Origin of the sequence: Streptosporangium sp. NPDC020072 (assembly GCF_040631445.1) — a bacterium.
Taxonomy (GTDB): Bacteria; Actinomycetota; Actinomycetes; order Streptosporangiales; family Streptosporangiaceae; genus Streptosporangium.
In genome coordinates this window covers 425,353-451,218 of the sequence record NZ_JBEYAB010000002.1, presented here as the reverse complement: position 1 = coordinate 451,218, position 25,866 = coordinate 425,353, and the positions used below count along the sequence as shown (strand labels likewise).

At 71.0% G+C, this 25,866-nt stretch carries 20 protein-coding genes; 13 read left to right on the top strand and 7 right to left on the bottom strand.

Going from position 1 to position 25,866, the window contains the following annotated elements; genetic code table 11:
* Positions 1 to 3: 3 nt before the first annotated feature.
* From mtrB to ABZ470_RS05250, 5 genes are all read left to right on the top strand, one after another.
* Positions 4 to 1,740 carry an MtrAB system histidine kinase MtrB gene (mtrB, locus tag ABZ470_RS05270; protein ID WP_362910098.1) on the top strand — a complete coding sequence of 579 codons (1,737 nt, stop codon included), beginning with the start codon at positions 4 to 6 and terminating at the stop codon, positions 1,738 to 1,740.
* Positions 1,730 to 3,493, top strand: coding sequence for an LpqB family beta-propeller domain-containing protein (locus tag ABZ470_RS05265; protein WP_362910096.1), 1,764 nt, complete (start codon positions 1,730 to 1,732; stop codon positions 3,491 to 3,493). Before mtrB ends, ABZ470_RS05265 begins: the two co-directional genes overlap by 11 nt.
* 49 nt (positions 3,494 to 3,542) lie before the next feature.
* Positions 3,543 to 4,247, top strand: a complete 705-nt coding sequence (locus ABZ470_RS05260; RefSeq protein WP_362910094.1) for a phosphoribosyltransferase family protein — start codon at positions 3,543 to 3,545, stop codon at positions 4,245 to 4,247.
* A 519-nt stretch (positions 4,248 to 4,766) separates the two neighbouring features.
* Complete coding sequence (gene raiA / locus ABZ470_RS05255) at positions 4,767 to 5,438, top strand: ribosome-associated translation inhibitor RaiA (RefSeq protein ID WP_352009847.1); 672 nt, start codon at positions 4,767 to 4,769, stop codon at positions 5,436 to 5,438.
* Between the two features lie 94 nt (positions 5,439 to 5,532).
* Positions 5,533 to 6,237 carry a response regulator transcription factor gene (locus ABZ470_RS05250; protein WP_184713016.1) on the top strand — a complete coding sequence of 235 codons (705 nt, stop codon included), beginning with the start codon at positions 5,533 to 5,535 and terminating at the stop codon, positions 6,235 to 6,237.
* A gap of 54 nt (positions 6,238 to 6,291) precedes the next feature.
* Here ABZ470_RS05250 and ABZ470_RS05245 read toward each other — a convergent pair whose 3' ends face one another.
* Positions 6,292 to 7,473: a crosslink repair DNA glycosylase YcaQ family protein gene (locus ABZ470_RS05245; protein WP_362910092.1), complete on the bottom strand. Its 1,182-nt coding sequence runs from the start codon at positions 7,471 to 7,473 to the stop codon at positions 6,292 to 6,294.
* Between the two features lie 336 nt (positions 7,474 to 7,809).
* Here ABZ470_RS05245 and secA point away from each other — a divergent pair, with 336 nt between their 5' ends.
* A complete protein-coding gene (secA, locus tag ABZ470_RS05240) occupies positions 7,810 to 10,608 on the top strand; it encodes a preprotein translocase subunit SecA (protein ID WP_362910090.1) in 2,799 nt (932 codons plus the stop codon).
* A gap of 98 nt (positions 10,609 to 10,706) precedes the next feature.
* Here the strand turns inward: secA and ABZ470_RS05235 are convergent, their stop codons facing one another.
* The 4 genes from ABZ470_RS05235 to ABZ470_RS05220 all read right to left on the bottom strand — a co-directional run bounded on the left by ABZ470_RS05235 (position 10,707) and on the right by ABZ470_RS05220 (position 14,968).
* Positions 10,707 to 11,192, bottom strand: a complete 486-nt coding sequence (locus ABZ470_RS05235; protein ID WP_362910088.1) for an Rv3235 family protein — start codon at positions 11,190 to 11,192, stop codon at positions 10,707 to 10,709.
* Between the two features lie 206 nt (positions 11,193 to 11,398).
* Positions 11,399 to 12,706, bottom strand: coding sequence for a PTS transporter subunit EIIC (locus tag ABZ470_RS05230; RefSeq protein ID WP_352009843.1), 1,308 nt, complete (start codon positions 12,704 to 12,706; stop codon positions 11,399 to 11,401).
* A 71-nt stretch (positions 12,707 to 12,777) separates the two neighbouring features.
* On the bottom strand, positions 12,778 to 14,190 hold the full coding sequence (locus ABZ470_RS05225) for a PTS transporter subunit EIIC (protein WP_362910086.1): 1,413 nt from the start codon (positions 14,188 to 14,190) through the stop codon (positions 12,778 to 12,780).
* A 37-nt stretch (positions 14,191 to 14,227) separates the two neighbouring features.
* Positions 14,228 to 14,968 carry a GntR family transcriptional regulator gene (locus ABZ470_RS05220; protein WP_352009841.1) on the bottom strand — a complete coding sequence of 247 codons (741 nt, stop codon included), beginning with the start codon at positions 14,966 to 14,968 and terminating at the stop codon, positions 14,228 to 14,230.
* Between the two features lie 160 nt (positions 14,969 to 15,128).
* Between ABZ470_RS05220 and ABZ470_RS05215 the strand changes: the two genes are divergently transcribed.
* From ABZ470_RS05215 to ABZ470_RS05185, 7 genes are all read left to right on the top strand, one after another.
* Positions 15,129 to 16,163 carry an SIS domain-containing protein gene (locus ABZ470_RS05215; RefSeq protein WP_362910084.1) on the top strand — a complete coding sequence of 345 codons (1,035 nt, stop codon included), beginning with the start codon at positions 15,129 to 15,131 and terminating at the stop codon, positions 16,161 to 16,163.
* A gap of 52 nt (positions 16,164 to 16,215) precedes the next feature.
* The gene (locus ABZ470_RS05210) at positions 16,216 to 16,452 is read left to right on the top strand and encodes a PTS glucose/sucrose transporter subunit IIB (protein ID WP_352009839.1); all 237 of its coding nucleotides are present in this window, start codon (positions 16,216 to 16,218) and stop codon (positions 16,450 to 16,452) included.
* 65 nt (positions 16,453 to 16,517) lie between these two features.
* Positions 16,518 to 16,964: a PTS glucose transporter subunit IIA gene (locus tag ABZ470_RS05205; RefSeq protein WP_352009838.1), complete on the top strand. Its 447-nt coding sequence runs from the start codon at positions 16,518 to 16,520 to the stop codon at positions 16,962 to 16,964.
* A 77-nt stretch (positions 16,965 to 17,041) separates the two neighbouring features.
* Complete coding sequence (locus tag ABZ470_RS05200; protein WP_362910082.1) at positions 17,042 to 17,680, top strand: HAD family phosphatase; 639 nt, start codon at positions 17,042 to 17,044, stop codon at positions 17,678 to 17,680.
* 44 nt (positions 17,681 to 17,724) lie between these two features.
* Positions 17,725 to 17,982, top strand: coding sequence for an HPr family phosphocarrier protein (locus tag ABZ470_RS05195; protein WP_352009836.1), 258 nt, complete (start codon positions 17,725 to 17,727; stop codon positions 17,980 to 17,982).
* Entirely contained in the window at positions 17,979 to 19,661 is a 1,683-nt protein-coding gene (gene ptsP / locus ABZ470_RS05190) for a phosphoenolpyruvate--protein phosphotransferase (RefSeq protein WP_352009835.1), read from the top strand. The genes ABZ470_RS05195 and ptsP overlap by 4 nt, the downstream gene beginning before the upstream one ends.
* A gap of 96 nt (positions 19,662 to 19,757) precedes the next feature.
* Positions 19,758 to 21,071, top strand: a complete 1,314-nt coding sequence (locus tag ABZ470_RS05185) for a glycoside hydrolase family 3 protein (RefSeq protein ID WP_362910080.1) — start codon at positions 19,758 to 19,760, stop codon at positions 21,069 to 21,071.
* 43 nt (positions 21,072 to 21,114) lie between these two features.
* Here ABZ470_RS05185 and ABZ470_RS05180 read toward each other — a convergent pair whose 3' ends face one another.
* Both ABZ470_RS05180 and ABZ470_RS05175 read right to left on the bottom strand, forming a co-directional pair.
* Positions 21,115 to 21,240 carry a hypothetical protein gene (locus tag ABZ470_RS05180; RefSeq protein ID WP_362910078.1) on the bottom strand — a complete coding sequence of 42 codons (126 nt, stop codon included), beginning with the start codon at positions 21,238 to 21,240 and terminating at the stop codon, positions 21,115 to 21,117.
* Positions 21,241 to 21,320: 80 nt separating this feature from the next.
* The gene (locus ABZ470_RS05175) at positions 21,321 to 25,817 is read right to left on the bottom strand and encodes an HAD-IC family P-type ATPase (RefSeq protein ID WP_362910076.1); all 4,497 of its coding nucleotides are present in this window, start codon (positions 25,815 to 25,817) and stop codon (positions 21,321 to 21,323) included.
* Positions 25,818 to 25,866: the final 49 nt, after the last annotated feature.

The window sequence follows — 25,866 nt, the reverse complement described above, 5'->3', positions numbered from 1 at the left end:
GAGATGCCCACCCAGAAGAGGCGCCGCCGTACCCTCCCGCAGATCGTCAGGGGGGGACGGCGCAGGGCACGGCGCGCGGTGGGCGGCGTGCGCAGGGTCTGGCGGCGCTCCCTGCAGCTGCACGTGGTCACCAGCACGATGGTCATCTCCATCGTGGTCGTCGCCGTGCTCGGCGTCTTCCTCATGCAGTCGATCAGCGCGACCATCCTGGGGGCCAGGGACCGCGCGGCGCGCAGCGAGGCGCAGGCCGACCGCAAGGCGGTGCTCGTCTACCTGAACCAGCAGGACGGCGACGCCTCGAAGCAGTCGACCGACCCCGGCCAGGGGGCGCAGCAGGGCGAGGACAGCCCGCTCGGCCGGGCGCTGGCGGCGCTGGCGGCGCGGGCGGGACCCGCGGTGAGATATTCGGTGATCGTCCGCAACGAGAACCGGCCGGGCGAGTTCTACGGCACCACGAACATCGACCCGGCGAGCATCCCTCCCAAGCTGCGCGAGGAGGTGCTCAGGAAGCCCGCGGACGAGGACAGCACCCAGTACTGGAACCTGCGCTACATGGGCAGGCCCGAGCCGGTGCGCGGCCTGGTGATCGGCACCCGGCTCGACACCTACGGCACCGGCCTGGACGACGGCTACGAGATCTACCACCTGATCCCGCTTGAGGAGGAGGAGAAGAACCTCACCTCGGTCAGGCAGATGCTCATCCTGGTCGGCGCCGCCCTGGTCCTGCTGCTCGCGGCCATCGCCTCACTGGTGACCCGCCAGGTCGTCACCCCCGTACGGCTGGCCCGCCAGGCGGCCGAACGGCTGGCGAACGGGCACCTCGACGAGCGCCTGAAGGTCAGGGGGGAGGACGACCTGGCCCGCCTGGCCGCCTCCTTCAACGAGATGGCCACCACCCTGGCGCTGAAGATCCACCAGCTGGAGGAGCTCTCCCACGTCCAGCGGCAGTTCGTCTCCGACGTCTCGCACGAGCTGCGCACCCCGCTGACCACCGTGCGGATGGCCGCCGACCTGCTCTACGACGCCCGCGAGGACTTCGACCCGATGGCCGCGCGCTCGGCCGAGCTGATGCAGAACCAGCTGAACCGGTTCGAGTCGATGCTCGCCGACCTGCTGGAGATCAGCCGCTACGACGCGGGCGCCGCCGAGCTGGACATCGAGCCGGTGGACATCAGGGACGTGGTACTGCGCGCGGTCGCCGACTCCGAGGCGCTGGCCGAACGCCACTCGACCCGCTTCGACCTGCGGCTGCCCGGTGACCCCTGCATGGCCGAGATGGACAGCCGCCGGGTCGAGCGCATCCTGCGCAACCTGCTGTTCAACGCGATCGAGCACGGCGAGGGCCGCGACATCGTCGTCTCCGTCGGGGCCGACCGCGACGCGGTCGCGGTGGCCGTACGGGACCACGGGGTCGGCCTGAAACCGGGGGAGGAGAACATGGTCTTCGACCGGTTCTGGCGGGCCGACCCCTCCCGGGCGCGGACCATCGGCGGCACCGGCCTCGGCCTGGCGATCTCCCGCGAGGACGCCATGCTGCACGGCGGCTGGCTGCAGGCGTGGGGAGTACCGGGGGAGGGCTCGCAGTTCAGGCTCTCGCTGCCCAGGGTCGCCGGGGCGCCGCTGCGGGGCTCACCGCTGCCGCTGGTGCCGCCGGAGGTGGAGATGCGGCGCACGTGGCGGGGACAGATGACGCCGGTGCTCTCTCCGGCGGTGGCCGACGGGGGACGCGATGCCGACTAGGACTCTCAGGGCCCGCGCGGGGGTGACGGCCCTGGTGGCCGCGCTGGCCTGCGGGCTGGCCTCCTGCTCGGTCATCCCCGTCGGGATGCACTCGACCGTGGGGGAGAACGGCCACAAGGGCAACCCGCTCGGCGACCCGTACGCGCGGGTGATCGCGGTGGCGCCGAGCGCCGACTGGTCGGCGGCCGACGTCGTCAACGGGTTCAAGGCCGCCATGGCGAGCGTGGACGACCCCGGGCGTGAGGTGGCGCGCAAGTACCTCACCGACTCCTTCGCCAGGACCTGGAACCCGCAGAGCGGGGTCACGGTCTACCGGCAGGGCGAGCCCCCGGTCGTGCAGGTCGGGGAGGGGGAGAAGGACACCCGGGTGACCCTCAAGGGGACCGTCACGGCGCTCATCGACCAGGACGGCCGCTACCGGCCGAGCGGCGGACCGCTGAACGAGCCCTTCGTCCTGGTCAAGGGGGCCGGCGGCTGGCGGATCGACAGCGCGCCCCCGGGGTTGTTGCTGTCGGAGGCCGACGCCGAGCGCGCCTACCTCAAGGTCGACCTCTACTTCCTCGACGCCGAGGAGAAGGGCCTGGTGATCGACCAGGTCAGGGTGCCGATCGACCCCGCCTCCAACTTCGCGAAGACGACCGTGGAACGGCTGCTGCAGGGACCGAGCAGTTCGCTCAAGGGCGCGGTGCGCTCGGCGTTCGACGGCACCAGGCTCATCGACGTCACCACCGAGGACAACCGCGTCGTGGTCGACCTGACCAACCGGGTCGCCCCCGACCTCGTCGGGCCGATGACGGCACAACTCGCCGGGACGCTCGCCGCGCTGACCAAGGGCGGCTGGGGCTTCGAGGTCAGGGTCAGGGGCGAGCCGTACTACACCGACAACCCGCTCACCGTCGACGCCCAGGAGCAGACGAGGTTCGACCCCTGGATGGCGCCCGGCGAGATCTACCCCTACTACGTGGCCGACGACGCGCTGTGGCTGCTGGGCAAGGACAACACCGGTCAGCCCGTGCTGGGCAAGGCGGGGGAGAAGGACGGCACGAGAACCGACATGGCGATCAGTGCCCACGCCCAGGTGGCGGCCCTCTCCCACAACGGCACGGCGCTGTCGGTCGCGCCGCTGGCCACCGGTGGCGAGTGGCGGCAGTGGGCGACGGGGCGGTCGCTGGCCCCGCCGTGCTGGGACCGCTACCAGACGCTGTGGACGGTCGAGCGCCCCGACGACCACACCTCCCGGGTCATCCGCATCCGCGACGGGCAGCGGTACGCGGTCTCGGCCCCCGACCTGGACTCCGTCCACGTCAGCCTGCTCAAGGTCGCGCGGGACGGCGTGCACGTCGCGGTCGTCGTGCGGGACGGCACCGGCGAGCAGGTCAAGGTCGGCACGGTGATCGGCAGGGGCGGCGCGACCCGCATCACGAACCTGCAGGTCGTGGTGCCGGTCGAGGACAAGCAGAAGATCAGGGACATCGCCTGGAAGGACGGCAAGACCCTCTACGTCCTGACCGACAAGTCCGACCTGCTTGAGGTCTCGCTCACCGGAGAGTCGAAGTCGCTGCCCTCCAACACGGGCATCCAGAACATCACCGCCCTGGACGGCTCCCTGCTGGCCGGAGCGGTCGACGACGACGGCAAGCGGCAGATCCTCTACTGGACCTCCTCCAAGTGGGAGCCCCGGGTCAAGAACGAGAACGGCAGGACGGACTTCGCCGAGCAGGGACCGGCCTTCCCCGCCTACCCCCTGGACTGAGGCGCGGCTCGTCGGTGGTTTGTCGGTGGTGCCTGGCACGGTTGGTTCCGTGCCGACCGCTCTGCTCGACCTGGTCCTGCCCGCGCGCTGTGCCGGATGCGGCGCGGCGGACGCCCTCGTGTGTCCCCGCTGCGCCGCGCTGCTGCACGGCGAGCCCGAGCGCAGGACACCCGACCCGTCCCCGCCCGGCCTGCCCGAGTGCTGGTCGGCCGCCGACTACTCCGGGGCCGTCCGGCGCGCCCTCCTCGCCTACAAGGAGCACGGCCGTACGGCGCTGGCCGCCCCGCTCGCGGGCGCACTGGCGCTGGCGGTCGCCGCGGGGGCGGGCGGGCGGCCCGTCGTCCTCGTCCCGGTGCCCAGCGCGCGCTCGGCCGGCAGGCGGCGCGGGCACGATCCGGTGAACCGGCTCGCCACGCTGGCGGCGGCCTACCTCCGCTCGGCGGGGTGGCCCGCGACGGTGGAGAGACTGCTCCTGCAACGCCGCCGTGTCGCCGACCAGGCGGGGCTGAGTTCGTCGCAGAGGGTCGCGAACCTCTCCGGGGCATTCAGGGTTGCAGCCGGCCGGAACGGCCCTGTGCCGGGATTCTGGGGTGGCCCAGGGGCGGTTGTGCTGGTCGACGACATCGTCACCACCGGAGCGACCCTGGCGGAGGCCGCCAGGGCGCTGGGCGCGGCCGGGATCACGGCGCGTCTGGCCGCGACGGTCGCCGCGACACGCCGGTGGGAGCGACCCCGCGATCGTCACCGAGGGTGAGCGGGCAGGGGAACGGGCCTGTCACCACGGCGTCGGATCTCCCTGTCCCGGGTGGAAGTTCGCCGCTGATGGATGGATATGGGAAGTGTCCATATATGGGTATATCGCCTGATCCTGGCGGGACTCTCCGACGGGAGACCTTCCCTGGAGATCACACAACGTGAGGTTCGGGCGGTCTCCCAGGCTGACATTCGGCCCCGATGCGGATAGCGTCTGTGCCATGGCACCCGCTCGGGTCCGTGGTTGCGCCGGACCGACTCCCTCTGGGGGGCCGGCCTGGCTAGCCGATGCCAGCCGCAGGCTAAACGGTCCACGTAAGACGACTTTTCGTCGGTCGATCACGGTGCGGCTTAGAGGTAAGTCCTGCCTTCCCGAGGAGCCAGATGTTCCTCGCCAGAAGAGAAGGGCATGTAGTGGCAAAGAGCTGCGAAACCCTCAGCAGGCGGATGTGGGGACGAAGACCAGGTCGGCCGAGCGGGTGCCGCTGTACCACCGTCGAGGTTCGAAGGGGGGCTGTGCATGGAAATCATCGTCAAGGGTCGGCACACCGGAGTGAGTGACCGATTCCGAGACCACGTGACAACCAAGCTGGCCAAGATCGAGCGTCTGGACCACAAGCTCATCAGCGTTGATGTGGAGGTGACCAGGGAGACCAACGAGCGGATCAACGGATCGCGCGAGCGGGTCGAGCTGACCATCCACTCGCGGGGCCCGGCCGTCCGCGCCGAGGCCGCCGCAGACGACCGCTTCGCCGCCCTCGACATCGCCATCGGCAAGCTTGAGGGAAGGCTCAGGCGCCTGGCCGACCGACGCAAGGTCCACCACGGCAACCACTGCCCTCCCTCCGTCGCCGAGCTGACCGCGACCGCCACCGCGCTCGCGGAGTCCGCCGAGGCCGACACCGTGCGGGCGGACACCGGTTCCCTCAACGGGACCCGCAGGCGTGAGGACGACGCCGATCACTCCGAGGACAAGGCCATCGTCCCGATCGAGATGGACGGCGACGGCCCGCTGGTGGTGCGGGAGAAGCACCACCAGGCCGAGCCGATGACCGTCGACCAGGCCCTCCTGGAGATGGAGCTGGTCGGACACGACTTCTACCTGTTCCGTGACAAGGAGAGCGGGCAGCCGAGCGTCGTGTACCTCCGGCAAGGCTACAACTACGGCGTGCTGCGGCTCGTCGAATCCTGACGGTCGCGTTCGAAGATCCTCTCCGACCAACCCTAGGACCTGAAACCCGTGTAATCATGGCGGTCCAACGGCTCTGGCCCCCCGAGGAGGAGGCGTGACGGAACCCGACGAAGCGACCCGCCCTGCCAGGCGAGGCGACCCGATCCGCGTGCTGATCGTCGACGATCACGCGCTGATCCGCCGAAGTCTGGAGATGGCGCTGAGCGCGGAGACGGACATCGAGGTGGTGGGTGAGGCGAGCGACGGGCAGGAGGCGATCGAGCTCGCCGACCGTCTCACCCCGGACGTCATGCTCATGGACGTCCGTATGCCGCGCAGGAGCGGTATCGAGGCCGCCCGTGAGATCAAGGCCTCGGTGCCGAGCACGCGGATCATCATGCTCACGGTGAGCGACGAGGAGGAGGACCTCTTCGACGCGATCAAGGCGGGTGCCACCGGTTACCTGCTGAAGAACGTGCAGCTCGACGAGGTCCCCGAGGCCGTGCGCGGCGTTCACGAAGGGCAGTCGCTGATCAATCCGGCCATGGCCGCGAAGCTGATCACCGAGTTCGCCAACATGAGCCGCAAGGAGGCGGAGCGTCCCCCCCAGCTCCCGGTCCCGAGGCTGACGGACCGGGAGATGGAGGTGCTCCGCCTGGTCGCGAAGGGCATGAACAACCGCGAGATCGCCAAGCAGTTGTTCATCTCGGAGAACACCGTGAAGAACCACGTCCGCAACATCCTGGACAAGCTGCAACTCCACTCCAGGATGGAGGCCGTGGTCTACGCGGTCCGAGAACGGATGCTGGAGATCACCTGACGGCCGGTTCCGGCCGGGTCCCACGGGAACCGGCCGGAACCCCGGCCCGAGCGCTCAGCGCATCAGGGCCTCGAACAACGGCGCGGCGAGCCGGGGATCGACACGGTCGACCCGCACGTCGTCGCAGCCGACCCAGCTCGCGGCCTCCCACAGGGCCTCGGCCATCCCCTGGGCGGCCCTGCGCGGGCTGACGCCCTCCTCGACGCCGACCTGCCGCGCGACCAGCGTCGTCCCCTGGCGGGCCGGGTCGATCCTGCCGATCAGACGGCCGCCGGAGAGCACCGGCATGGTGAAGTAACCGTGGACGCGCTTGTCCTTGGGGACGTAGGCCTCAAGCCGGTGGTTGAAGCCGAAGACCCTGGCGGTGCGGGCGCGGTCCCAGACGAGGGAGTCGAACGGCGAGAGCGGAGCCGTGCGGTGGCGTCCCTTCGGCTCGGTCTCCAGGGCCACGGGGTCGGCCCACGCGTTCGCCGAGCGCTCGGGCCAGCCGGGGACGCGCACGGGGGTGAGCCCCGCCGAGCCGTCGAGCAGCGCGGCGTCGAGCAGCGCCGCCTCCGGGGCACGAAGCCGGAGGAAGTCAACCAGGTCGGCGCGGGTCGCCACCCCCAGCGCGCGGCCCGCGACCGTGGCGAGACGGGTGACGCACTCGGCGTCGGAGAGGTCCTCGGCCAGCAGGTGGGCGGGCACCGCCCGCTCGGCCAGCTCGTAGACACGCCGCCATCCGGTACGGCGGGTGCACACGACCTCGCCCACGTTGAGCAGCCACTCGATGGCGATCTTGGTGTCCGACCGGTCCCACCAGCCGCCGCCCTTCCTGCTGCCGCCGATGTCGGCGACCGTGACGGGGCCGGCCTCACGGACCTGGTCGAGCACCTTGTCCATGGTCGCGGGGATGTCGTCCCTGCGGTGCTTCCAGGAGCGCATGTGCCTCCTGCGGAAGGCGTACAGCGGCCAGTCCTCGATCGGCAGGACGCAGGCGGCGTGGCACCAGTACTCGAAGGCGCGGGCGGGCTCGTCCCAGTAGGCCCGCTCGATCTCCGCCCTGCCGACGGCGCCGAGACGGGCGTAGGCGATCAGCTCGTGGGAGCGGGCCAGGACGGAGATCGTGTCGAGCTGGACCGCGCCGAGGCGGCGCAGGGTGGCGGCGACGCCCGCGCGCCGGGCGTCGGCCCCCAGGAACCCCTGGGCGTGCAGGATGATCCGGCGGGCCTCGTCCGGGGAGAGGGTGAGCGTCATGGCCGGATGGCGGGGAGAGAACACGTCAGCATGGCCCAGAGGCTAGCGCGCCACACCGACGAAAATGCTACGCCGGTGTCATCAGGGACTTCGGGGCCCGGGCGCGACGCGCCGTACGGCCTGACTCATCGTCATACAACTCTGCAAAGCGACATACCCTTTAAAGTGAGCACTAGCCTCTATGAATAGGGTGCCGGGAACTCCGCGGACACGAAGAGCGTCTTTCAGGTGGCTGTGTCGGGTGGTGGAACCGCCTACGATGGCAGCGGAGAACCATGACTCGTCCTCATCCGGAGCCGTCCGGCCACGGAAGACCTGCGAGGAGCCTTACCTAAAGTGCCAGCCTTTCTCGATAAGATTCTTCGCGCAGGCGAAGGCAAGCTTCTGCGTAAGCTCAAGCGGATCGCCGACCAGGTCAACTCCATCGAGGACGACTTCATCGGCCTGAGCGATGCGGAGCTGCGCGCCCTCACCGCGGAGTACAAGCAGCGTCACGCCGACGGCGAGTCCCTCGACGACCTGCTGCCCGAGGCCTTCGCCACCGTTCGCGAGGCCTCCAAGCGTGTCCTGGGCAAGCGCCACTTCGACGTGCAGATCATGGGCGGGGCCAACCTGCACATGGGCAACATCTCCGAGATGCGCACCGGTGAGGGCAAGACCCTGACCTGTACGCTCCCGGCGTACCTCAACGCCATCTCGGGCAAGGGCGTCCACGTCATCACGGTCAACGACTACCTGGCCAAGCGTGACGCCGACGAGATGGGGCGCATCCACCGCTTCCTCGGTCTTGAGGTCGGGGTGATCCTGGCGAACATGCCGCCGGATGAGCGCCGCAAGCAGTACAACTGCGACATCACCTACGGGACGAACAACGAGTTCGGCTTCGACTACCTGCGCGACAACATGGCCTGGTCGCTGGAGGAGTGCGTCCAGCGCGGCCACAACTTCGCCATCGTCGACGAGGTCGACTCGATCCTCATCGACGAGGCCAGGACGCCGCTGATCATCTCGGGTCCCGGTGAGCAGTCGGGCAAGTGGTACTCCGAGTTCGCCAAGATCGTGCCCAGGCTCCGCAGGGGCACCGAGGGCAAGGACGGCGAGGAGAACACCGGCGACTACTCCGTCGACGAGAAGAAGCGCACCGTCGGCATCTTCGAGTCCGGTGTGGAGAAGGTCGAGGACTGGCTCGGCATCGACAACCTCTACAAGCCCGAGCACACCCACCTGGTCGGCTTCCTCAACAACGCGTTGAAGGCCAAGGAGCTCTACAAGAAGGACAAGGACTACATCGTCGTCGACGGCGAGGTCCTGATCGTCGACGAGTTCACCGGTCGAGTCCTGCACGGCCGCCGCTACAACGAGGGCATGCACCAGGCCATCGAGGCCAAGGAGGGCGTGAAGATCAAGGACGAGAACCAGACTCTCGCCACGATCACGCTCCAGAACTACTTCCGCCTCTACACCACGCTGTCCGGCATGACCGGAACGGCGACCACCGAGGCCAACGAGTTCCACCAGACCTACAAGCTCGGCGTCGTCCCGATCCCGACGAACCGGCCGATGATCCGCAAGGACCAGGCCGACGTGGTCTACAAGACCGAGGACGCCAAGTTCCTGGCCTGTGTCGAGGACATCAAGGAGCGCTACGAGCGCGGCCAGCCGGTCCTCGTCGGCACCACCAGCGTCGCCAAGTCCGAGCGCCTGTCCAGGGAGCTCAAGCGCAAGGGCGTCAAGCACGAGGTCCTCAACGCCAAGAACCACGCGCGTGAGGCGTCGATCGTCGCGGAGGCGGGCCGCAAGCACGCCGTGACCGTCGCGACCAACATGGCCGGTCGAGGCACCGACATCATGCTCGGCGGCAACCCCGACTTCCGCGCCGACCTGGAGCTGCGCGGCCGGGGCCTGGACCCCGTCGAGACTCCGGAGGAGTACGACAAGGCCTGGGGCGAGGCGCTGGAGAAGGCCAAGGAGGCCGTCCAGGCCGAGCACGAGGAGGTCACCGGGCTCGGCGGCCTCTACGTGCTGGGCACCGAGCGCCACGAGTCGCGGCGTATCGACAACCAGCTGCGCGGTCGTTCCGGCCGTCAGGGCGACCCGGGCGAGTCGCGCTTCTACCTCTCGCTTGAGGACGACCTCATGCGCCTGTTCAACTCGGCCAGGGTCGAGATGATCATGACGCGGCTGAACATCCCGGACGACGTCCCGATCGAGTCGGGCATCGTCTCCAAGGCCATCGCCTCCGCCCAGCACCAGGTCGAGCAGCAGAACTTCGAGATCCGCAAGAACGTTCTGAAGTACGACGAGGTCATGAACCGGCAGCGCAAGGTGATCTACGCCGAGCGTCGCCGCGTGCTTGAGGGCGCCGACCTGCAGGAGCAGATCCGCACCTTCGTCAACGACGTGATCGAGGAGTACGTCGGCGGCGCGACCGCGGAGGGCTTCGCCGAGGAGTGGGACCTCGACAAGCTGTGGAAGGCGCTCGGCCAGCTCTACCCGATCACCCTCGGCCTGGACGACCTCCTTGAGGAGGTCGGCGGCCGTGAGGAGCTCACCGCGGAAGTCCTCGCCGAGAAGGTCAAGGCCGACGCGACGGCGGCCTACGACCGCCGCGAGGAGGAGCTCGGCGCCGAGACCATGCGGGAGCTGGAGCGCAGGGTCATCCTGTCGGTCCTCGACCGCAAGTGGCGTGAGCACCTCTACGAGATGGACTATCTCCAGGAGGGCATCGGCCTGCGCGCGATGGCCCAGCGCGACCCGCTGATCGAGTACCAGCGCGAGGGCTTCGAGATGTTCTCCCAGATGCTCGACGGCATCAAGGAGGAGTCGGTCGGTTACCTGTTCAACCTTGAGGTCGAGGTCCAGACCAACCCGATCGTCGAGGAGCAGGAGGAGCACGAGGACGAGGCGATCGCCGAGACCCGCTCCATCATCGCCCGGGGCCTGCGCGGTCCGCAGCGCCCGGCCGAGCTCGAATACTCCGCGCCCGGCGAGAGCGGCGACGTCGAGCACACCAGGGTCAGCACCAAGGCCGAGCGCGACGCCTACGGCAACGTCGAGCGCAACGCCCCCTGCCCCTGTGGCTCCGGCAAGAAGTACAAGCGCTGCCACGGCGACCCCAGGAACGCCGAGGTCTGATCCACCCGCTTCACAGGGCCCGTACGATCCCGTACGGGCCCTGTGGGCTTTCTCCCTGGAAAGAAGGGCCGCGAGCGGCAGGCGGCTCTCCGGGGCTCTCAGGGGGCCGTCTCGACGTCCGTGCACAGCCAGCGGGCGCCCACGCGCTCAAGCCGCAGCGCCAGCACCCGTGACCGGTCACCGCAGTGCACCAGGACGCACATCTCCACCACCCCGTCACGCGGCTGGGACACGTGGGGGACGCCGGTCCGCGGGGGCCGCGCGCACCGCATGACCCTTCCGCTGCGCGCCAGCTCGTTGCCGGCCCTGCCGGTGAGGTGGGAGGCGACGCTGGAGGGCGGCCTCAGGCCCGCCAGGACCTCGGCGACGGCCTGGCACAGGGCCCGCAGCCGCCTCCCCTCGGGGACCGCGGGTGGTGGCCCCGGTGGCCCGGCCGTCCCCGTCTCGTGGTCGAGGGCGAGGGCGAGCGCGCCCTGGACGTACGGCGGCGCGGCGGTGGCCTTCGGGGAGGGCCGCTCGTCGTCGTAGAGCGGCTCCACGGTGGAGGAGGACGTGACGCGGGGGAGGTGCGAGGGGCGCGGCATGCTGGCTCCGGTTTCTCCTGCGAGGGGCTGACACAGCTAGGAGTTTCCGGTCCTGCCGCCGAATACGTGGCACGCCAGCTTTCCGGCGTCCGGTGGTGTTTCCTCCGTGAAGGGCACGGAAAGGGCGTGGCGAATCACCCGAAGCTGGAGCGGTGCCCTGCGGTTCCGGCGTCCGGGCCGTCCCTTCCACGGACGACCGGAACGGGTCACGGCGAGGCGGCGGGGGCCTCCTCGGGCTCACGGCCAGGGGTCGCCAGGTTCAGCCTTCTGATCAGCACGGTGAACAGCAGGTAGTAGACGACGAAGTAGACCAGGCCGAAGCCGATGATCAGGGCGAGTTCGTGGGTGTTGGACTTGCCCGCGTTGAGAAGCATGTCGATGGCGCCGCCGGAGAAGGTGAACCCCAGCCTGGCCCCGAACTCGGCCATCAGGGCCATCGAGATCCCGGTGAGCACCGCGTGCACCGCGAACAGCGTGGGCGCGACGAAGATGAAGGCGAATTCGAGCGGTTCGGTGATGCCGGTCACGAACGAGGTGAGACCGGCCGAGAGCATGATGCCGCCCACGACGCCCCGCTTCTCCTTCGGGGCCGCGCGCCACATCGCGATGGCCGCGCCGAGCAGGCCGAACATCATGACCGGGAAGAAGCCGGTCATGAAGATCCCGGCGCCCTGCTCGCCCGCGAAGTAGCAGTTCAGGTCGCCTGCGGCGTTCTTGGTCGCGCCCTGGACCCCGGCGTGGCATTCGGGCAGGGTGAACCAGACGATCGTGTTCAGGAAGTGGTGCAGGCCGATCGGGATGAGCAGCCGGTTGGCCACGCCGTACAGTCCGGCGCCCGCGGTGCCGTGGGCGGCGAGCCAGTCGCCCACGCCCGCGAGCCAGTCGCCCACGGGCCGCCAGAGCAGGCCGAAGACGACGCCGAGGACGAGCGCGGAGACGGCGGTGACGATGGGGACGAACCTGCGCCCGCCGAAGAAGGCGAGCCAGGCGGGCAGTTTGATCCGGTAGTACCGCTCCCAGAGCAGGGCGGCGACGATGCCGATGACGATGCCCCCCAGGACCCCGGTCGGGTTCTGGACGCCGAGGTTGAGCGCGGGCACGGGCCGTCCGTCAGGGCCCACGACGGTCAGCGCCACCTTCTTGTAGACCTGGGAGGCCGGGGCCGAGGTGAAGAACAGCGTCCTGCTGACCCGGTCGAAGACGAGGTAGCCGACGAGCGCGGCGAGCGCGGTCGAGCCGTCGGCCTTGCGGGCGAACCCGATCGCCACGCCGATCGCGAACAGCAGCGGCAGGTTGTCGAACAGCGCGCCACCGGCCGCCGCGAAGACGCCCGCGACCTGGTCGAGGAAGAGGTTGTCCGTCCGCCCGAGCATGTCCTCCTGGCCGAACCTGAACAGCAGTCCGGCGGCGGGCAGCACCGCGATGGGCATCATGAGCGAGCGCCCGACGCGCTGCAGGATCGCCAGAGCCGACGCCCACCCCGAAGGGCCGCGCTCCACGGCCGCCGTGCCCATTGCCGGTCCCCCTGCCTGTCGATGGCGGGGGATGTCTGGTATCTACCACCGGGCGCGGCGGATACACGGCCTCAGGGCCGCTCAGCCTTCCGTTCTGCGGGTACGGCCTCGGCGGGCTCGGGGGTCTCAGCGGGGGGCTCAGCGGGTTCGGGGAGTTGCTCGGGCACCGCGGGGGAGCCGGACTCGGTGTCGGCCTCCGGCTCCCGGCCCGGCGTCATGATGTTCAGCTTCCTGATCAGGAAGCTGAACACGACGTAGTAGATCACCGCGTAGACCAGGCCCATCACGATGATGATCGGGATGCCCTCGGCGTTGGGGGCGGTGCCGTACAGGACGAGGTCGATCAGGCCGGAGGAGAAGCTGAAGGCGAGCTTGGCGCCCAGGGCCGAGGCGACCGCCAGGGAGATGCCGGTCAGGACGATGTGGACCACGAACAGGACCGGGGCGACGAAGACGAAGGCGAACTCGATCGGCTCGGTGATCCCGGTCAGGAAGGCGGTGAGGGCCGCGGAGACCATGATCGAGCCGACCGCGTTGCGGCGGTGCGGCGGCGCGGCCCGCCAGATGGCCAGGGCCGCGGCGGGCAGGCCGAACATCAGCACCGGGTACAGGCCCGCCTCGAAGCCGCCGAAGCCCGGGGCGCCGTTGTTGAAGCAGATCAGGTCCCCGGCGAGTCGCTTGCCGTTGACCACGCAGTCGGGGACCTGCGTCCAGACCACGTTGTTGACGATGTGGTGCAGCCCGAGGGGCAGCAGCGCCCGGTTGAACATGCCGTAGATCCCGGCGCCCGCGACGCTGTGGGCGGCGAGCCAGTTGCCGAACACGCTCATCAGGTTGCCGATGACCGGCCAGACGAAGCCGAACAGGACACCGATGATCAGACCGGCGAAGGCGGTGATGATCGGCACCAGGCGGCGTCCGCTGAAGAAGGCCAGCCAGGTCGGCAGTTTGGTCCGGTAGAACCGCTGCCACAGCGTCGCCGAGACCAGGCCCATCACGATGCCGCCGAGCACCCGGGTCGGGTTCTCCGCGCCGAGGTTGAGCACCACGTCGGGGACGCCCGGATGGGCCGGGTTGAAGAGCTTCTTGGAGATCGTGTCCTTCAGGGCGGGGTCGAACAGGTCGAAGAAGATGGTCATGCTGACCGCGTGGAAGACGAGGTAGCCGACGAGCGCGGCGAGCGCGGTCGAGCCGTCGGCCTTGCGGGCGAACCCGATCGCCACGCCGACGGCGAACAGCAGCGCCAGGTTGTCGAAGAGGGTCTGGCCCGCGGTGCCGATCACGTGGGCGATGTCGTCGAGCAGGACGTTGTCCGTGCGGCCGATGAGGTCGTCGTAGCCGAGCCGCTGCAGCAGTCCCGCGGCGGGCAGGATCGCGATCGGCAGCATGAGGGAGCGTCCCAGGCGCTGGAGCACGCTCATCACGGCGGACCCGGCCGAGGGCGGGGCGGGAGGGCGTCCCGCGTCCGTTGAGGGGGAACTCATCGGACTTTCCTCCAGGGGGGTGGGGATCGCGAGGAGGTCAGGTGCGGCGTGCCGGGGTCTCCAGGACCGTGCGGAGCTGGTAGCGGTCGGCTCGGTAGGTGGAGACCCCGAGCTCGGCGCAGACGTTCCCGGCGAAGGAACGCCGCTGGAGCAGCAGCACGGCGCCGCCACGTGGCAGTTTCAGCAGGTCGGCGTCTCCCGGGTCGGCGATTCCGCCGTCGATGGTCAGCTCACCCGCGTCGAGGATCAGACCGTACCGGCTTTCGAGCAGGGCGTACAGGGACCGGCCCGTCAGGTCGTGGGCGTCGAGGTCGGGGGCGAGGGACACCGGGATGTGGGCCCGCTCGATGCACATGGGCTCGTCGGCCGCGGTGCGCAGCCGCTCGATGAAGTGGACCTCGTCTCCGGGGTGGATGCCGAGTTCCCTGGCCAGGTGCGCGCTGGCCCTGACGATCCTGCGGTCGAGGTCGCGTGATCCCGGTTCCATGCCACGGGCGCGCATCTCGTCGCTGAAGGAGGTCAGTCTGAGGGCCATCTCGATCTTGGGGCGGGCGACGAAGGTGCCCTTGCCCGCGACGCGCTGCAGCCTGCCCTCGGAGACCAGGTGGTCGACCGCCTGCCGTACGGTCATGCGGGACAGCTCGAAGCGCTGGCAGAGCTCGCGTTCGGACGGGATCGCCGCGCCGATCGGCAGCTCGTTGTTCTCGATCAGGTCAAGCAGGATCTCGCGAAGCTGGAAGTACTTGGGGACAGGGCTGTCCGGATCGATCTGGGCCACGAGATCCTCCCCTCTCGATCTGAGAAGTACGGATGAGTTATGGTTCGTACTGGTCTAGTCCGGACTAGACCACAGGCCGGAAAAGGGTGTCAATGTGCGGACCGGCGACGGATCGATAACGGCCCGATCTCCGTCCGTCCGACCGAAGGATGAGCGCGAGATGACGACCAAGATGCGCAGCGAGATCGCTGAGCAGCCCGCCGCTTTGCGAGCCACGCTGGACGCCCTCCTCCCCAGGGTCGAGGAGGTGGAACGGCTCGCGGGACAGACTCGCCAGCTACTGTTCATCGCCCGCGGTACCTCCGACAATGCCGCAGTCTACGGCCGTTACCTCGCCGAGGCGCACGCGGGCCGCCTGTCGACCCTCGCCGCGCCGTCGATCGCCACCACCTACCGGCGCAGGCTCGACCTCGACGGGGTGCTCGCGGTCGCCCTCTCCCAGTCCGGCAGGACCGAGGAGATCGTCGAGACCCTCGCCTGGGCCAAGGACTGCGGCGCCAGCACCGTGGCCATCACCAACGGCGGCGAGCAGAGTCCCCTCGCCCAGGCCGCCGACCTGGCCCTGTGCACGCTCGCCGGTGAGGAGAAGGCCGTCCCGGCGACCAAGACCTACACCACCCAGCTCGCCGCGCTGGCCGTGCTCGGACTCGGTCTCGGCGCCGACGTCGACGCCGCCGACCTGCAGCGGGTCCCGGACGCGGTGGAGAAGCTGATCGCCGAGCCCGGCGACCTGGACGCGATCGTCGAGGGCCTGGCGGACAAGCCCGGCGTCGTGGTCTCCGGCCGGGGACTGGCCTTCTCCACCGCCCTCGAACTGGCCCTGAAGCTCAAGGAGGCCTGCTACCTGCACGCCATGGGCCTGTCGTACGCCGACCTGCTGCACGGCCCGATCGCCGTGGTCGACGAGGACACCCCCGCCCTCCTGGTCGCCGCGGGCGAGGGCCCCACCCTGGCCGGGACCGTCGCGCTCGCCGAGCGGGTCACCGGGGCGGGCGCCTCCGCCTTCACCGTCGGCGGCGGCACCGCGCTCGCCGCGGTCGGCACCGCCGCGCTCAACGGCCCCGACCTCCCCGAGTGGGTCGCCCCGCTCGGCCTCATCGTCCCCGGCCAGCTGCTGACCGAGGCCCTGGCACGCAGGCTCGGCATCGACCCCGACGCCCCCAGGGGTCTCAACAAGGTGACCCAGACGGACTGATCGTCTCGGGTCGTTTAGCCTGGTCAGAGACCGATGACGACTGGAGGACGACATGGCGGCTGACGCCCACGCGATCATCGCGGGACTGGGTGGCGCGGAGAACATCATCGAGATCGAGCCGTGCATCACCCGCCTGCGCACCGAGGTGCACGACGCCGCCAAGGTCGACCAGGCGGCTCTGCGGGCGGCGGGCGCGCACGGAGTGATGGCCGCGGGCAACATCGTCCAGGTGGTGGTCGGCCCCGAGGCCGACACCATCGCCAGCGACATCGAGGACATCATCGGCTAGGAGACGCCGGGCCGTCCTCTCACCCTCACCGGTGGGGGGACGGCGTGGGGCGCCAAGGGGGTGTGATGACCACCGTGCTTGCCCCGGTCGCGGGAGCGGCTCTCGCTCTGCGAGCCGTACCCGACCCGGTGTTCTCGCAGGGCCTCGTCGGGCCCGGGCTGGCGATCGAGCCGTTGAGGGAGCCGGGCCGGGCGGTCGCTCCCATCGCCGGTAAGATCGTGAAGCTCCACCCGCACGCCTTCGTCGTCGTCGGCGACGACGGCAGAGGGGTCCTGGTCCATCTGGGTATCGACACCGTCCAGCTCAGAGGTGAGGGTTTCGAGGTGCTCGCGTCGGAGGGTGACAGGGTGGAGGCGGGTCAGCCCGTGGTCGCCTGGAACCCCGCTGAGGTCGAGGCGGGCGGACGCTGTCCGGTCTGCCCCGTCGTGGCGCTGGACGCCGTCACGGAGGCCGTCACCAGGATCGCCGACGGTCCGGTGCGCACAGGAGACGAGCTCTTCGTGTGGACGTGAGCCCTTCCCCGGGGTGTGAGCCCTTCGCGCGGCAGTGGGGCCCGCGAAGACCACGACGATCTCTAGCGGGGACGACCATGGATGCTGCGTTGTTCGACCTGGACGGCACGCTCATCAACTCCGAGCGGCGGAGCCAGGCCATGTGGGCCATGTTGTTCGACAGGCACGGGGTCGGCCACGACCGCGACGTGTTACGCGGATTCATCGGGCGGCGGGGGCGTGACGTCCTAGCCGAGCGGACCGATCTCTTCCCCGGCGTCGCGATCGACGACCTGCTCGCCGAGGTCCGCTCCTTCCACGACCACCCGGGACTGCCCGAGGTCACCCAGGTTCCCGGCGCCGCCGACCTGATGCGCAGGGCCGCCGAGTACGGCGCGCGGATCGCCGTCGTCACCTCGGCCCACCCGGACTGGGCGGACAAGAGGCTCGCCGAGGCCGGGGTGAGCGACCTCGTGCTGACCGTCGTCTCCTCCCGGGACGTGACCGTCGGCAAACCCGACCCCGAGGGGTTCCTGCTGGCCGCGGAGCGGCTGGCCGTCGAACCCGCGCGGTGCGTCGTCTTCGAGGATTCGATCGCGGGGATTGCGGCGGCCAAGGCGGCGGGTATGACATGCGTGGGGATAGCGACGACCCACGAGGGCTCCGAGCTGGCCGAGGCGGACCTTGTGGTCACCGACCTGACGACGGTCGACTGGCCTCCATCCACCATTCGATGATCCGGGCGGTCTAGACCGCCCGGTCGACCCTGCAGGAGGAGCACGTGGCCCAGCGCCAAGTCACCGTTGAGTCCGAGGTCGGCCTGCACGCCCGCCCCGCCGCGACGTTCGTGCAGACCGCGGCCAAGGCGTCCCTTGAGGTGACCGTCGCCAAGAAGGGCGGGGAGCCGGTGAACGCCAAGAGCATTCTCGCGGTCCTCTCCCTCGACGTCCGGCAGGGGGACACCGTGGTGATCGAGGCGGAGGGCGAGGGGGCCGACGAGCTGCTGGACGAGCTCGCACTCATCGCATCGGCTCCATGAACGCGCTCACGGGGGTCGGCGTGAGCCCGGGTGTCGGATCCGGGCCCGGATACGTCCTTTCACGCGAGGTCCCCGTGCCGGACGCCGACGCCCGTCACGACGGTGACGCCGAGGCCGAGCGCGCCAGGGCCGCCCGCGCCCTCGAACGGGTCGCCGCCGACCTGGAGGAGCGGGGGGCCAGGGCGGGGGGCCAGGCCCAGGAGATCCTCAAGGCCCAGGCGCTGATGGCGCGCGACCCGGGGCTGGCCGTCGGGGTCGCCGGGCTGATCGACGCCGGGATGAACGCGTCGAGGGCCGTCTACGAGGGGTTCGGCGGATACCGCGAGATGATCGTCGGCGCCGGGGGATACCTCGGTGAGCGCGCGGCCGACCTGGACGACGTGCGGGACAGGGTCGTCGCCCTCCTTGAGGGACTGCCCGCCCCGGGGCTGCCCGCGCCCGGTGTCCGGCCGTACGTGCTGCTGGCCCGTGACCTGGCGCCCGCGGACACGGCGGCGCTGTCCAGGGAGGTGGTCGCGGCGTTCGTCACCGAGCAGGGCGGGCCGACCAGCCACACCGCGATCCTCGCCAGGGCCATGGGCGTGCCGGCCGTGGTCGCCTGCCCGGGGGCGGCCTCCGTCGCCGCGGGGACCGAGGTGCTCGTCGACGGCTTCTCCGGCCTCGTACGGCTCGACCCCTCCCCGGAGGAGGTGGAGACCGTGGCGAGGGCCGCGGCGGCGAGGCAGGCCGTGCTCGCGGCGGCCACCGGCCCCGGGGCCACCGCGGACGGTCATCCGGTGCCGCTGCTGGCCAACGTCGGCGGGCCGCGTGACGTGGAGGGGGCGTTGCGGCACGGCGCCGAGGGGGTCGGGCTCTACCGCACCGAGTTCCTCTTCCTCGACAGGACGGCGCCGCCCTCGGAGGAGGAGCAGGTCGCCGCCTATCTCGGGGTGCTCGACGCCTTCCCCGGCGGGCGGGTCGTGGTGCGCACACTCGACGCGGGGGCGGACAAGCCGCTGGCCTTCCTGCCGCCGCCCGGCAAGGAGCCCAACCCGGCGCTGGGCCAGCGCGGTCTGCGGCTCTTCCAGCGGTACCCGGAGATCATGGAGACCCAGCTCAGGGCGCTGGCCAGGGCGGCCGCGCGGTCTTCGGCCAAGCTCCAGGTGATGGCCCCGATGGTGGCGACCAGGCAGGAGGCCGCCTGGTACGTGGCGGCGTGCAAGGAGGCCGGGATCGCCTCGGCCGGGGTGATGATCGAGATCCCCTCGGCGGCCCTGCGCTCCGGTGACCTGGCGGCCGAGGCGGACTTCTTCTCCATCGGCACCAACGACCTGGCCCAGTACACCCTGGCCGCGGACCGGGAGGTCGGGGGACTCGGCATGCTGCACGACCCCTGGCAGCCCGCGCTGCTCGACCTGGTCCTCGCGGCGGTCAACGGCGCCGCCGAGCGAGGCAGGTCCTGCGGGGTCTGCGGGGAGGCCGCCGGGGACCCGGCCCTGGCCTGTGTGCTGGTCGGGATGGGCGTCACCTCACTGTCGATGGCGCCGACCGCGCTGCCCGCCGTACGGGCGGCTCTGTCGCTGCACACGCGGGAGCGGTGCGTGCTGGCCGCGCAGGCCGCGCTGGCGGCCTCCAGTCCGTCGGACGCCAGGGCCGCGGCCCGCGCCCACCTGCCGGAACTTGCCGGACTCGCCCTCTGAGGTCTTTTCCGTAACGGGGAGGCGCGGCGTGTCGGAGTCCGTGACGCGGATAGCGTGGAACCCATGGTTCGGTGTATTCGCACGACTGGTCTCGCAGTGATCGCGACGATGGTGGCCGGATGTGCCGCGACGGGGGCCTCGGCGCCTGTCAGGGCGGAGAGCCAGGCCGGGAGCGCCTCGGCCCAGGCGGCCTCGCCCTCGGTGGCATCTCCCTCCGCGTCCTCGCCTGAGCCGTCCACGGCCCCTCCTGCGGGCTCTCCCGCCCAGGTCGAGGCCGTGCTGCGGAAGATGAGCCTGGAGGAGAAGGTCGGCCAGCTCTTCATGCCGGTTCTGTACGGCCCGGCCGCCGACACCTCCTCGCCGGAGAACCGCGCCCGCTACGGGGTGGACACCCCGGCGAAGGTGATAGAGAAGTACCGTCCCGGCGGGGTGATCCTGTTCCCCTGGGCGAACAACGTCAAGGGCGTCCGGCAGGTCGTCGCGCTCACCAACGGGCTGCAGAAGGCCTCCCCGAGGATTCCGCTGCTCGTCGGCGCCGACCAGGAGAACGGCCGGGTGTCCCGCCTGGCGCCGCTGGTCACCGACATGCCGGGGGCCTCGGTCATCGGCTCGACCGGCGACCCGTCGCTGGCGCGCAGGGCCGCCAAGGTGACCGGCGCCGAGCTGAAGGCGCTGGGCATCAACCTCGACTTCGCCCCGGTCGCCGACGTGAACATCAACCCGCGCAACCCGGTGATCGGTCCCCGCGCCTACGGCTCGGACCCGAAGAAGGTCTCGCCCATGGTCGCCGCCGCGGTCCAGGGCTTCCACGACGCGGGCGTCGCCTCGACGGCCAAGCACTTCCCCGGGCACGGCGACACCAACGTGGACAGCCACACCGGGCTGCCGGTCATCCAGCACTCCCGGGCCCAGTGGGAGAAGCTGGACGCCCCTCCGTTCGCCGCCGCGATCGGTGCGGACGTCGACGCGATCATGAGCGCCCACGTGGTCATGCCCAAGCTCGACCCGTCGGGCGACCCGGCCACCCTGTCCAAGCCGATCCTGACCGGCCTGCTGCGTGACAAGCTCGGCTTCGACGGCGTCGTCTCGACCGACGCGCTGGACATGGCCGGGGTGCGCAAGAAGTACGGCGACGCCCAGGTGGCGGTGCGGGCCGTACAGGCGGGGGCGGACCTGCTTCTGATGCCGCCCAACTACTCGGCGGCCTACGACGGGGTGCTGACCGCGGTGAAGTCGGGGAAGATCTCCAGGGCGCGGCTCGACCAGTCGGTACGGCGGCTGCTGAAGCTGAAGTTCAACCGGGGCCTGCTGGTGAAGGCGCCGGTCGCCGACCCGGACGAGGCCGAGCGGGTGCTGCGTTCACCCGAGCACCGCAAGGTCGCCCGGCTCATCAACAGCCGGGCCCGCTGAGGGTCCCCTGAGGGGCCCGCCGGCGGGTCCGTGAAGATCGGGGTCAGGCGGGCAGGAGGCCGCCGCGACGGATCATGGCGAGGGTGAGCGACTGCACGATGCGCATGATGAGGGCTTCGAGCAGAAGAGCCACGGCCTTGGCGACGACCGAGCTCAAGAATCCGGACATGTCTACCTCAAATCGCTGAAACGCTACTTCGGGGATAATTGCCGACATAGCGTCACAAATCAATACTTTGAGGTTTCCTTTTAATGAACAGACGGTGAAGGATCGCGGGTCCACCGCTCGAACGCCGTTCCGGCCAGCGTGGCCGCCAGGGAGCTGCCCAGGGCGATGCCCCATCCCACGGGCCCCAGCGGCCGGCAGCCGAAGAACAGGCAGATCACGGGGACGGAGACGCTGGCCGCCAGGACGCCCATCGAGGCGATCACGGCCAGCAGGACCACCCGGTCCCGGCCGCCGCTGGCCAGGGTCTGGAACAGCTGCGTGGAGATCAGGGCGACCAGCGCGATCGTGTTCGCCCGTCCCCGCGTGCCCGTCGCCCGCCCGACCAGCCAGGCCATCGACGCCGCCCCGGCCGTCGTCGTGGCGCGCAGGTAGATGTCCCGGGTCAGCGAGGCGCCCAGGGACGCCTCAGGACCCTCGGCCAGCAGCCGCTCCGGGCTGGTCGCCGCCGGAGGCCTGACCGCGACCGCCATCGCGGGCAGCATGTCGGTCAGCAGGTTGACCAGCAGCAACTGGCGGGCGTTCAGCACGCTGCCGCCGGTGAGCAGGTTCGAGCCGACCGCGAAGACGATCTCCCCGACGTTGCCGCCGAGCAGGATGCTCAGGGCGTCGCGGACCGAGCTCCACATGGCCCTGCCCTCGATGAACGCGTCCACGATCGTCTCGATGCGGTCGTCGGTCACCACGACGTCGGCCGCGGTCCTGGCCGCCGGGGTGGCGCGGGAGCCCAGGGCGATCCCGACGTCGGCGGCGCGGATGGCCGGGGCGTCGTTGGCCCCGTCTCCGGTCACCGCGACGACCTTCCCCGCCCGGCGCAGGCAGCTGACGATCCTGACCTTGTGCGCGGGGGTCGTCCTGGCGAAGACCGCAACCCCGGGAAGCCGCTCGACCAGGGTCGCGTCGTCCATCTCGTCCAGCTCGGGGCCGGTCATCACCCGCCCGCCGTCCAGCAGGTCGAGCTCGGCGGCGATCGCCGCCGCGGTGCTCGGATGGTCACCGGTGATCATGACGATCCTGACGCCCGCCCTCGTCAGGCGGCCGACGCTCTCGGCCGCCGTAGGCCTGACCGGGTCGGCCAGGCACAGGAACCCCAGGAAGGTCAGTTCGTCGACCCGGGAGTCGTCCAGGTCACGGCGGTCGGAGGCGGGCCGTTCGGCCACCGCGAGCACCCGGTAACCCTGCAGGGCGAGCCGGTCGACCTCCTCCTCAAGTCCCTTCCTCGCCGCGGCGGTCATGCGGACCGTACGGCCGTCGCGCAGCAGGTGCGCGCAGCCGGTGAGCACGATCTCGGGGGCGCCCTTGACGCTCAGCACGTGCCCGGAGGGGCCGAGGCCGAGCACCGCGTGGTAGCCGCGTCCCGGCTCGAAGGGCAGCTCCTCGACCCGGCTCCAGACGCCCAGCCCCTCCTGCGGCGTCACGTCGAGCCGCCGCGCCCCCTCGACCACCGCGCGGTCCGTCGGGTGGGCGATGGGCTTGCCGTCCTCGTAGCGGGGGCTCGCGCGCAACCCGGCGGCCACGATCCGCCGTAGCTCCTCGTTCAGCCGCTCCGTCGAGTGCTCGGAACGCCCGTCGGAGACCACCCGCAGGCTGATGCGCCCCTCGGTCAGGGTCCCCGTCTTGTCGAAGCAGAGCACGTTCACCCGGCCGAGGGCCTCGATCGTCGAGGGGTTGGGCACCAGGGTCTCGCGGCTCGACAATCGCCTGGCCGCGGCCAGTTCGGCGGCCGAGGCGATGAAGGGCAGCCCCTCGGGCACCGAGGCGACCGCGAGGCTCACCGCCAGGGCGAGCGCCTGCGGCATCGACCGCCCCCGCAGCAGGTCCGCGACCAGCACGACGACACCGGAGCCGATCGCGACCGGCAGGATCCTGCGGCTCAGCGTCCGCAGCCGCAGGTGGACCCCGCTCTGCGGGCGCTCGTCGGCCGAGAGCCGCGCGGTGCGCGCCGCCTCCGTCTCCTCACCCGACGCCACGACCACGGCCAGCCCGTGCCCCGCGGCGACCGTCGTGCCCTGGTAGACCATCGAGCTGCGGTCGGCGACCGCGGAGGCGTCCACCGGGGCGGGCGCCTTCGGGACCAGCAGGGACTCACCGGTCAGTCCCGCCTCGTCGATCTCCAGGCCGATCGACGACAGGATCCGGCAGTCGGCCGGTACGGCGTCGCCCGCCCGCAGTTCGATGACGTCTCCCGGCACGAGCGTGTCCGCCGTCGCCACCTCGGTCGTGTGCGCCGAGCCTCTCTCAGGTTCTTTGGCCTTCTTGCCCTTCTTGGGCTCTTTGAGGTCCTTGACGTCTTTGGAGAAGGGACGGCGCAGCCGTACGTGGTCGGCGACGGACTCGGTCAGGCGGTGCACGGCCCGGTTGGCCGACGTTCGCTGCCCGCCGCCGATGAGCGCGTCCACGATCATGACGCCGCCGATCAGCACGCCGTCCAGGACGGAGCCCACCATCGCGGACAGGCCCGCCCCGGCCGCCAGCACCGGGGTCAGCGGGTTGGCCAGTTCCTCAAGGGAGGCGCGCAGCAGCGAGTCGGTGCCGTCCGGCTCTCCCGGCGGCGGCGGAGGCCTGCGCCGTACGGCCTCGGACTTGGGCAGGCCGTCGAGGGAGGAACCGAGCCTGGACAGCACGGCGTCGACCGGCAGGGCGTGCCAGGGGGTCGGGTCGGCGCGCTCGGCGGGCGCCGCGTTGCCCAGTTCACGGGCCGTCCACTCGCCCACGACGATCGCGGCCAGCGCCGTACCGTCACTGACCAGGCGGGCCCTGCTCACAGAGGCGGTCCTGGGGCCGGTGCCCGCGAGCGCCGCGCCCGCCGCCGCCGTCGCCAGGCTGAGCCGTACGCACCGCTCACCGGCCCGTCTGGCCGGGGCCAGGCAGCTCAGCAGCAGGTGGGCCGTCTCCAGGTCGCCCAGCACGTCCGCCTCCCACGGCACGCCGTCGGGACCACCGAGCACGCCGACGCTCAGATCGGCCTGGGCCATCGCGGACGTCGACCGCCTGGAGACCACCGCGACCCCGTGGCCCTCCGCCTGGAGCGCGCGGATCCGCGTCGTCAGCCGGTGGCCTCCCGGGAGGGTCTTCGGCGGCGTGCCGTCCCCGCCTCCGCCTCCCACGGCGAGCCGCCTGACCACCTCGCGGGCACCCTCACCCGCCAGCAGCACCGAGCAGCCCTGGGGGGCGGTGACCAGCGCGTCCGCGATGGACACGAGTTCGGGCGCCAGACCGGCCAGGGCGACCGGCACGCCCCGCCTGGTCACCCGGACCGGCCGCAGCCCCAGGGAACGCCACTCGCGTCCCTCGGCGGCGGGAAGCCTGGCGGGTTCGGCCGCCCAGTGGCCGCGCTCACGGCGCGCGCCGGGATCGGTCGCGTCGAGCAGGCCGGGCAGCAGGGCGTTCAGCTCGGCGGGGTCGATGCCCTCGGCCAGGGGCACGACGCGCTCGACCGTCCACGAGCCGGTCAGGAACAGGGCGGCGTCGAGCACGACCGTGTCGAGGCCGTCCATCCGGCGCAGCGCGTGACTGTCGAGGACGACCGCGCCGCGTTTGGCCAGGGTGCGCCCGACCGCGCTGGAGAACGCCTCCCGCCCGGCCTTCGCGGCACTGGGCGTCGCGGCGATCATCATGGCGAGACCGCGGTCACGGCTGCCGCTGACGACGTGGGTCAGCACCGAGACACCGAGCGCCGCCGGGCTCGCCAGTCGTTCGAACCGCTCGACGGGACTGTGCTCAAGCGGCGTGGTCCTGGTCCTCCTGCGCCTGCGGACGTGCCGGTAGGCGCCCTCGTCGGAGGCCAGTTCCCGCGCGCGCGAGTCCCAGGCCCGCCGTGCCTCACGGGCCTCCACGTAACGCTCGGCGGCGGAGACCGCCTGCACCAGCAGCCCGACGGGCTGGAGCGCGAGCGTGCCCGTGACCACGTTCGCCGTCGTGAACAGAGCGGAGGTGGCCTGGTGGCCGAGATGGCAGGTCAGTCTCGTCCGAATCGCCGGGGTGGACTCGGCCAGGTGCAGCAGGGCGGGGACGACCGGGGACAGCGGCGGAAGGTGCGCAAGCCGCCCGGCGACCGCGAGTCCCGTTCCGAGGGCGCTCGCGCCCAGCCTGATGCCCGCCCGGGTGCGCTGCTCGACCACTCTGGCCAGGGCCGGTCCGGGGCCCCGCCCCGCCGTGCCCTCCGCTGCGCCCCGCGCCTCCTCGTCCTCCTCCTGCTCCCACTCGTCCTCGTCGTCGAGTTCCGCGACGATCGACAGCAGCCTCTTCAGGTCGACGACTCCGTCGTCGCCGCCGACGAAGACGGTGCCCAGCACCCCGTTGACCTCGGCCCGCTCGACCCCGTCGAGCGCGAGCAACAGCGTCTCAAGCCGCCGGGCGAGCCGTTCCGTGCCGGGGCCGCCGATCGCGCGCAGGTCCACATGGAAGCCGCCCGGGGCCGCCCGTACCGCGCGGGGACGAGGCAACGCCCTGCGCACGGCGTCGGGTACGGCCTCCCACAGCGTCTCGGCGGAAAGCGTGAGCACACGTGACAGCAACATTCGGCTCTCCAGACGGGTCACTCGGGCCTGACGGCCATGACGGAGCCGT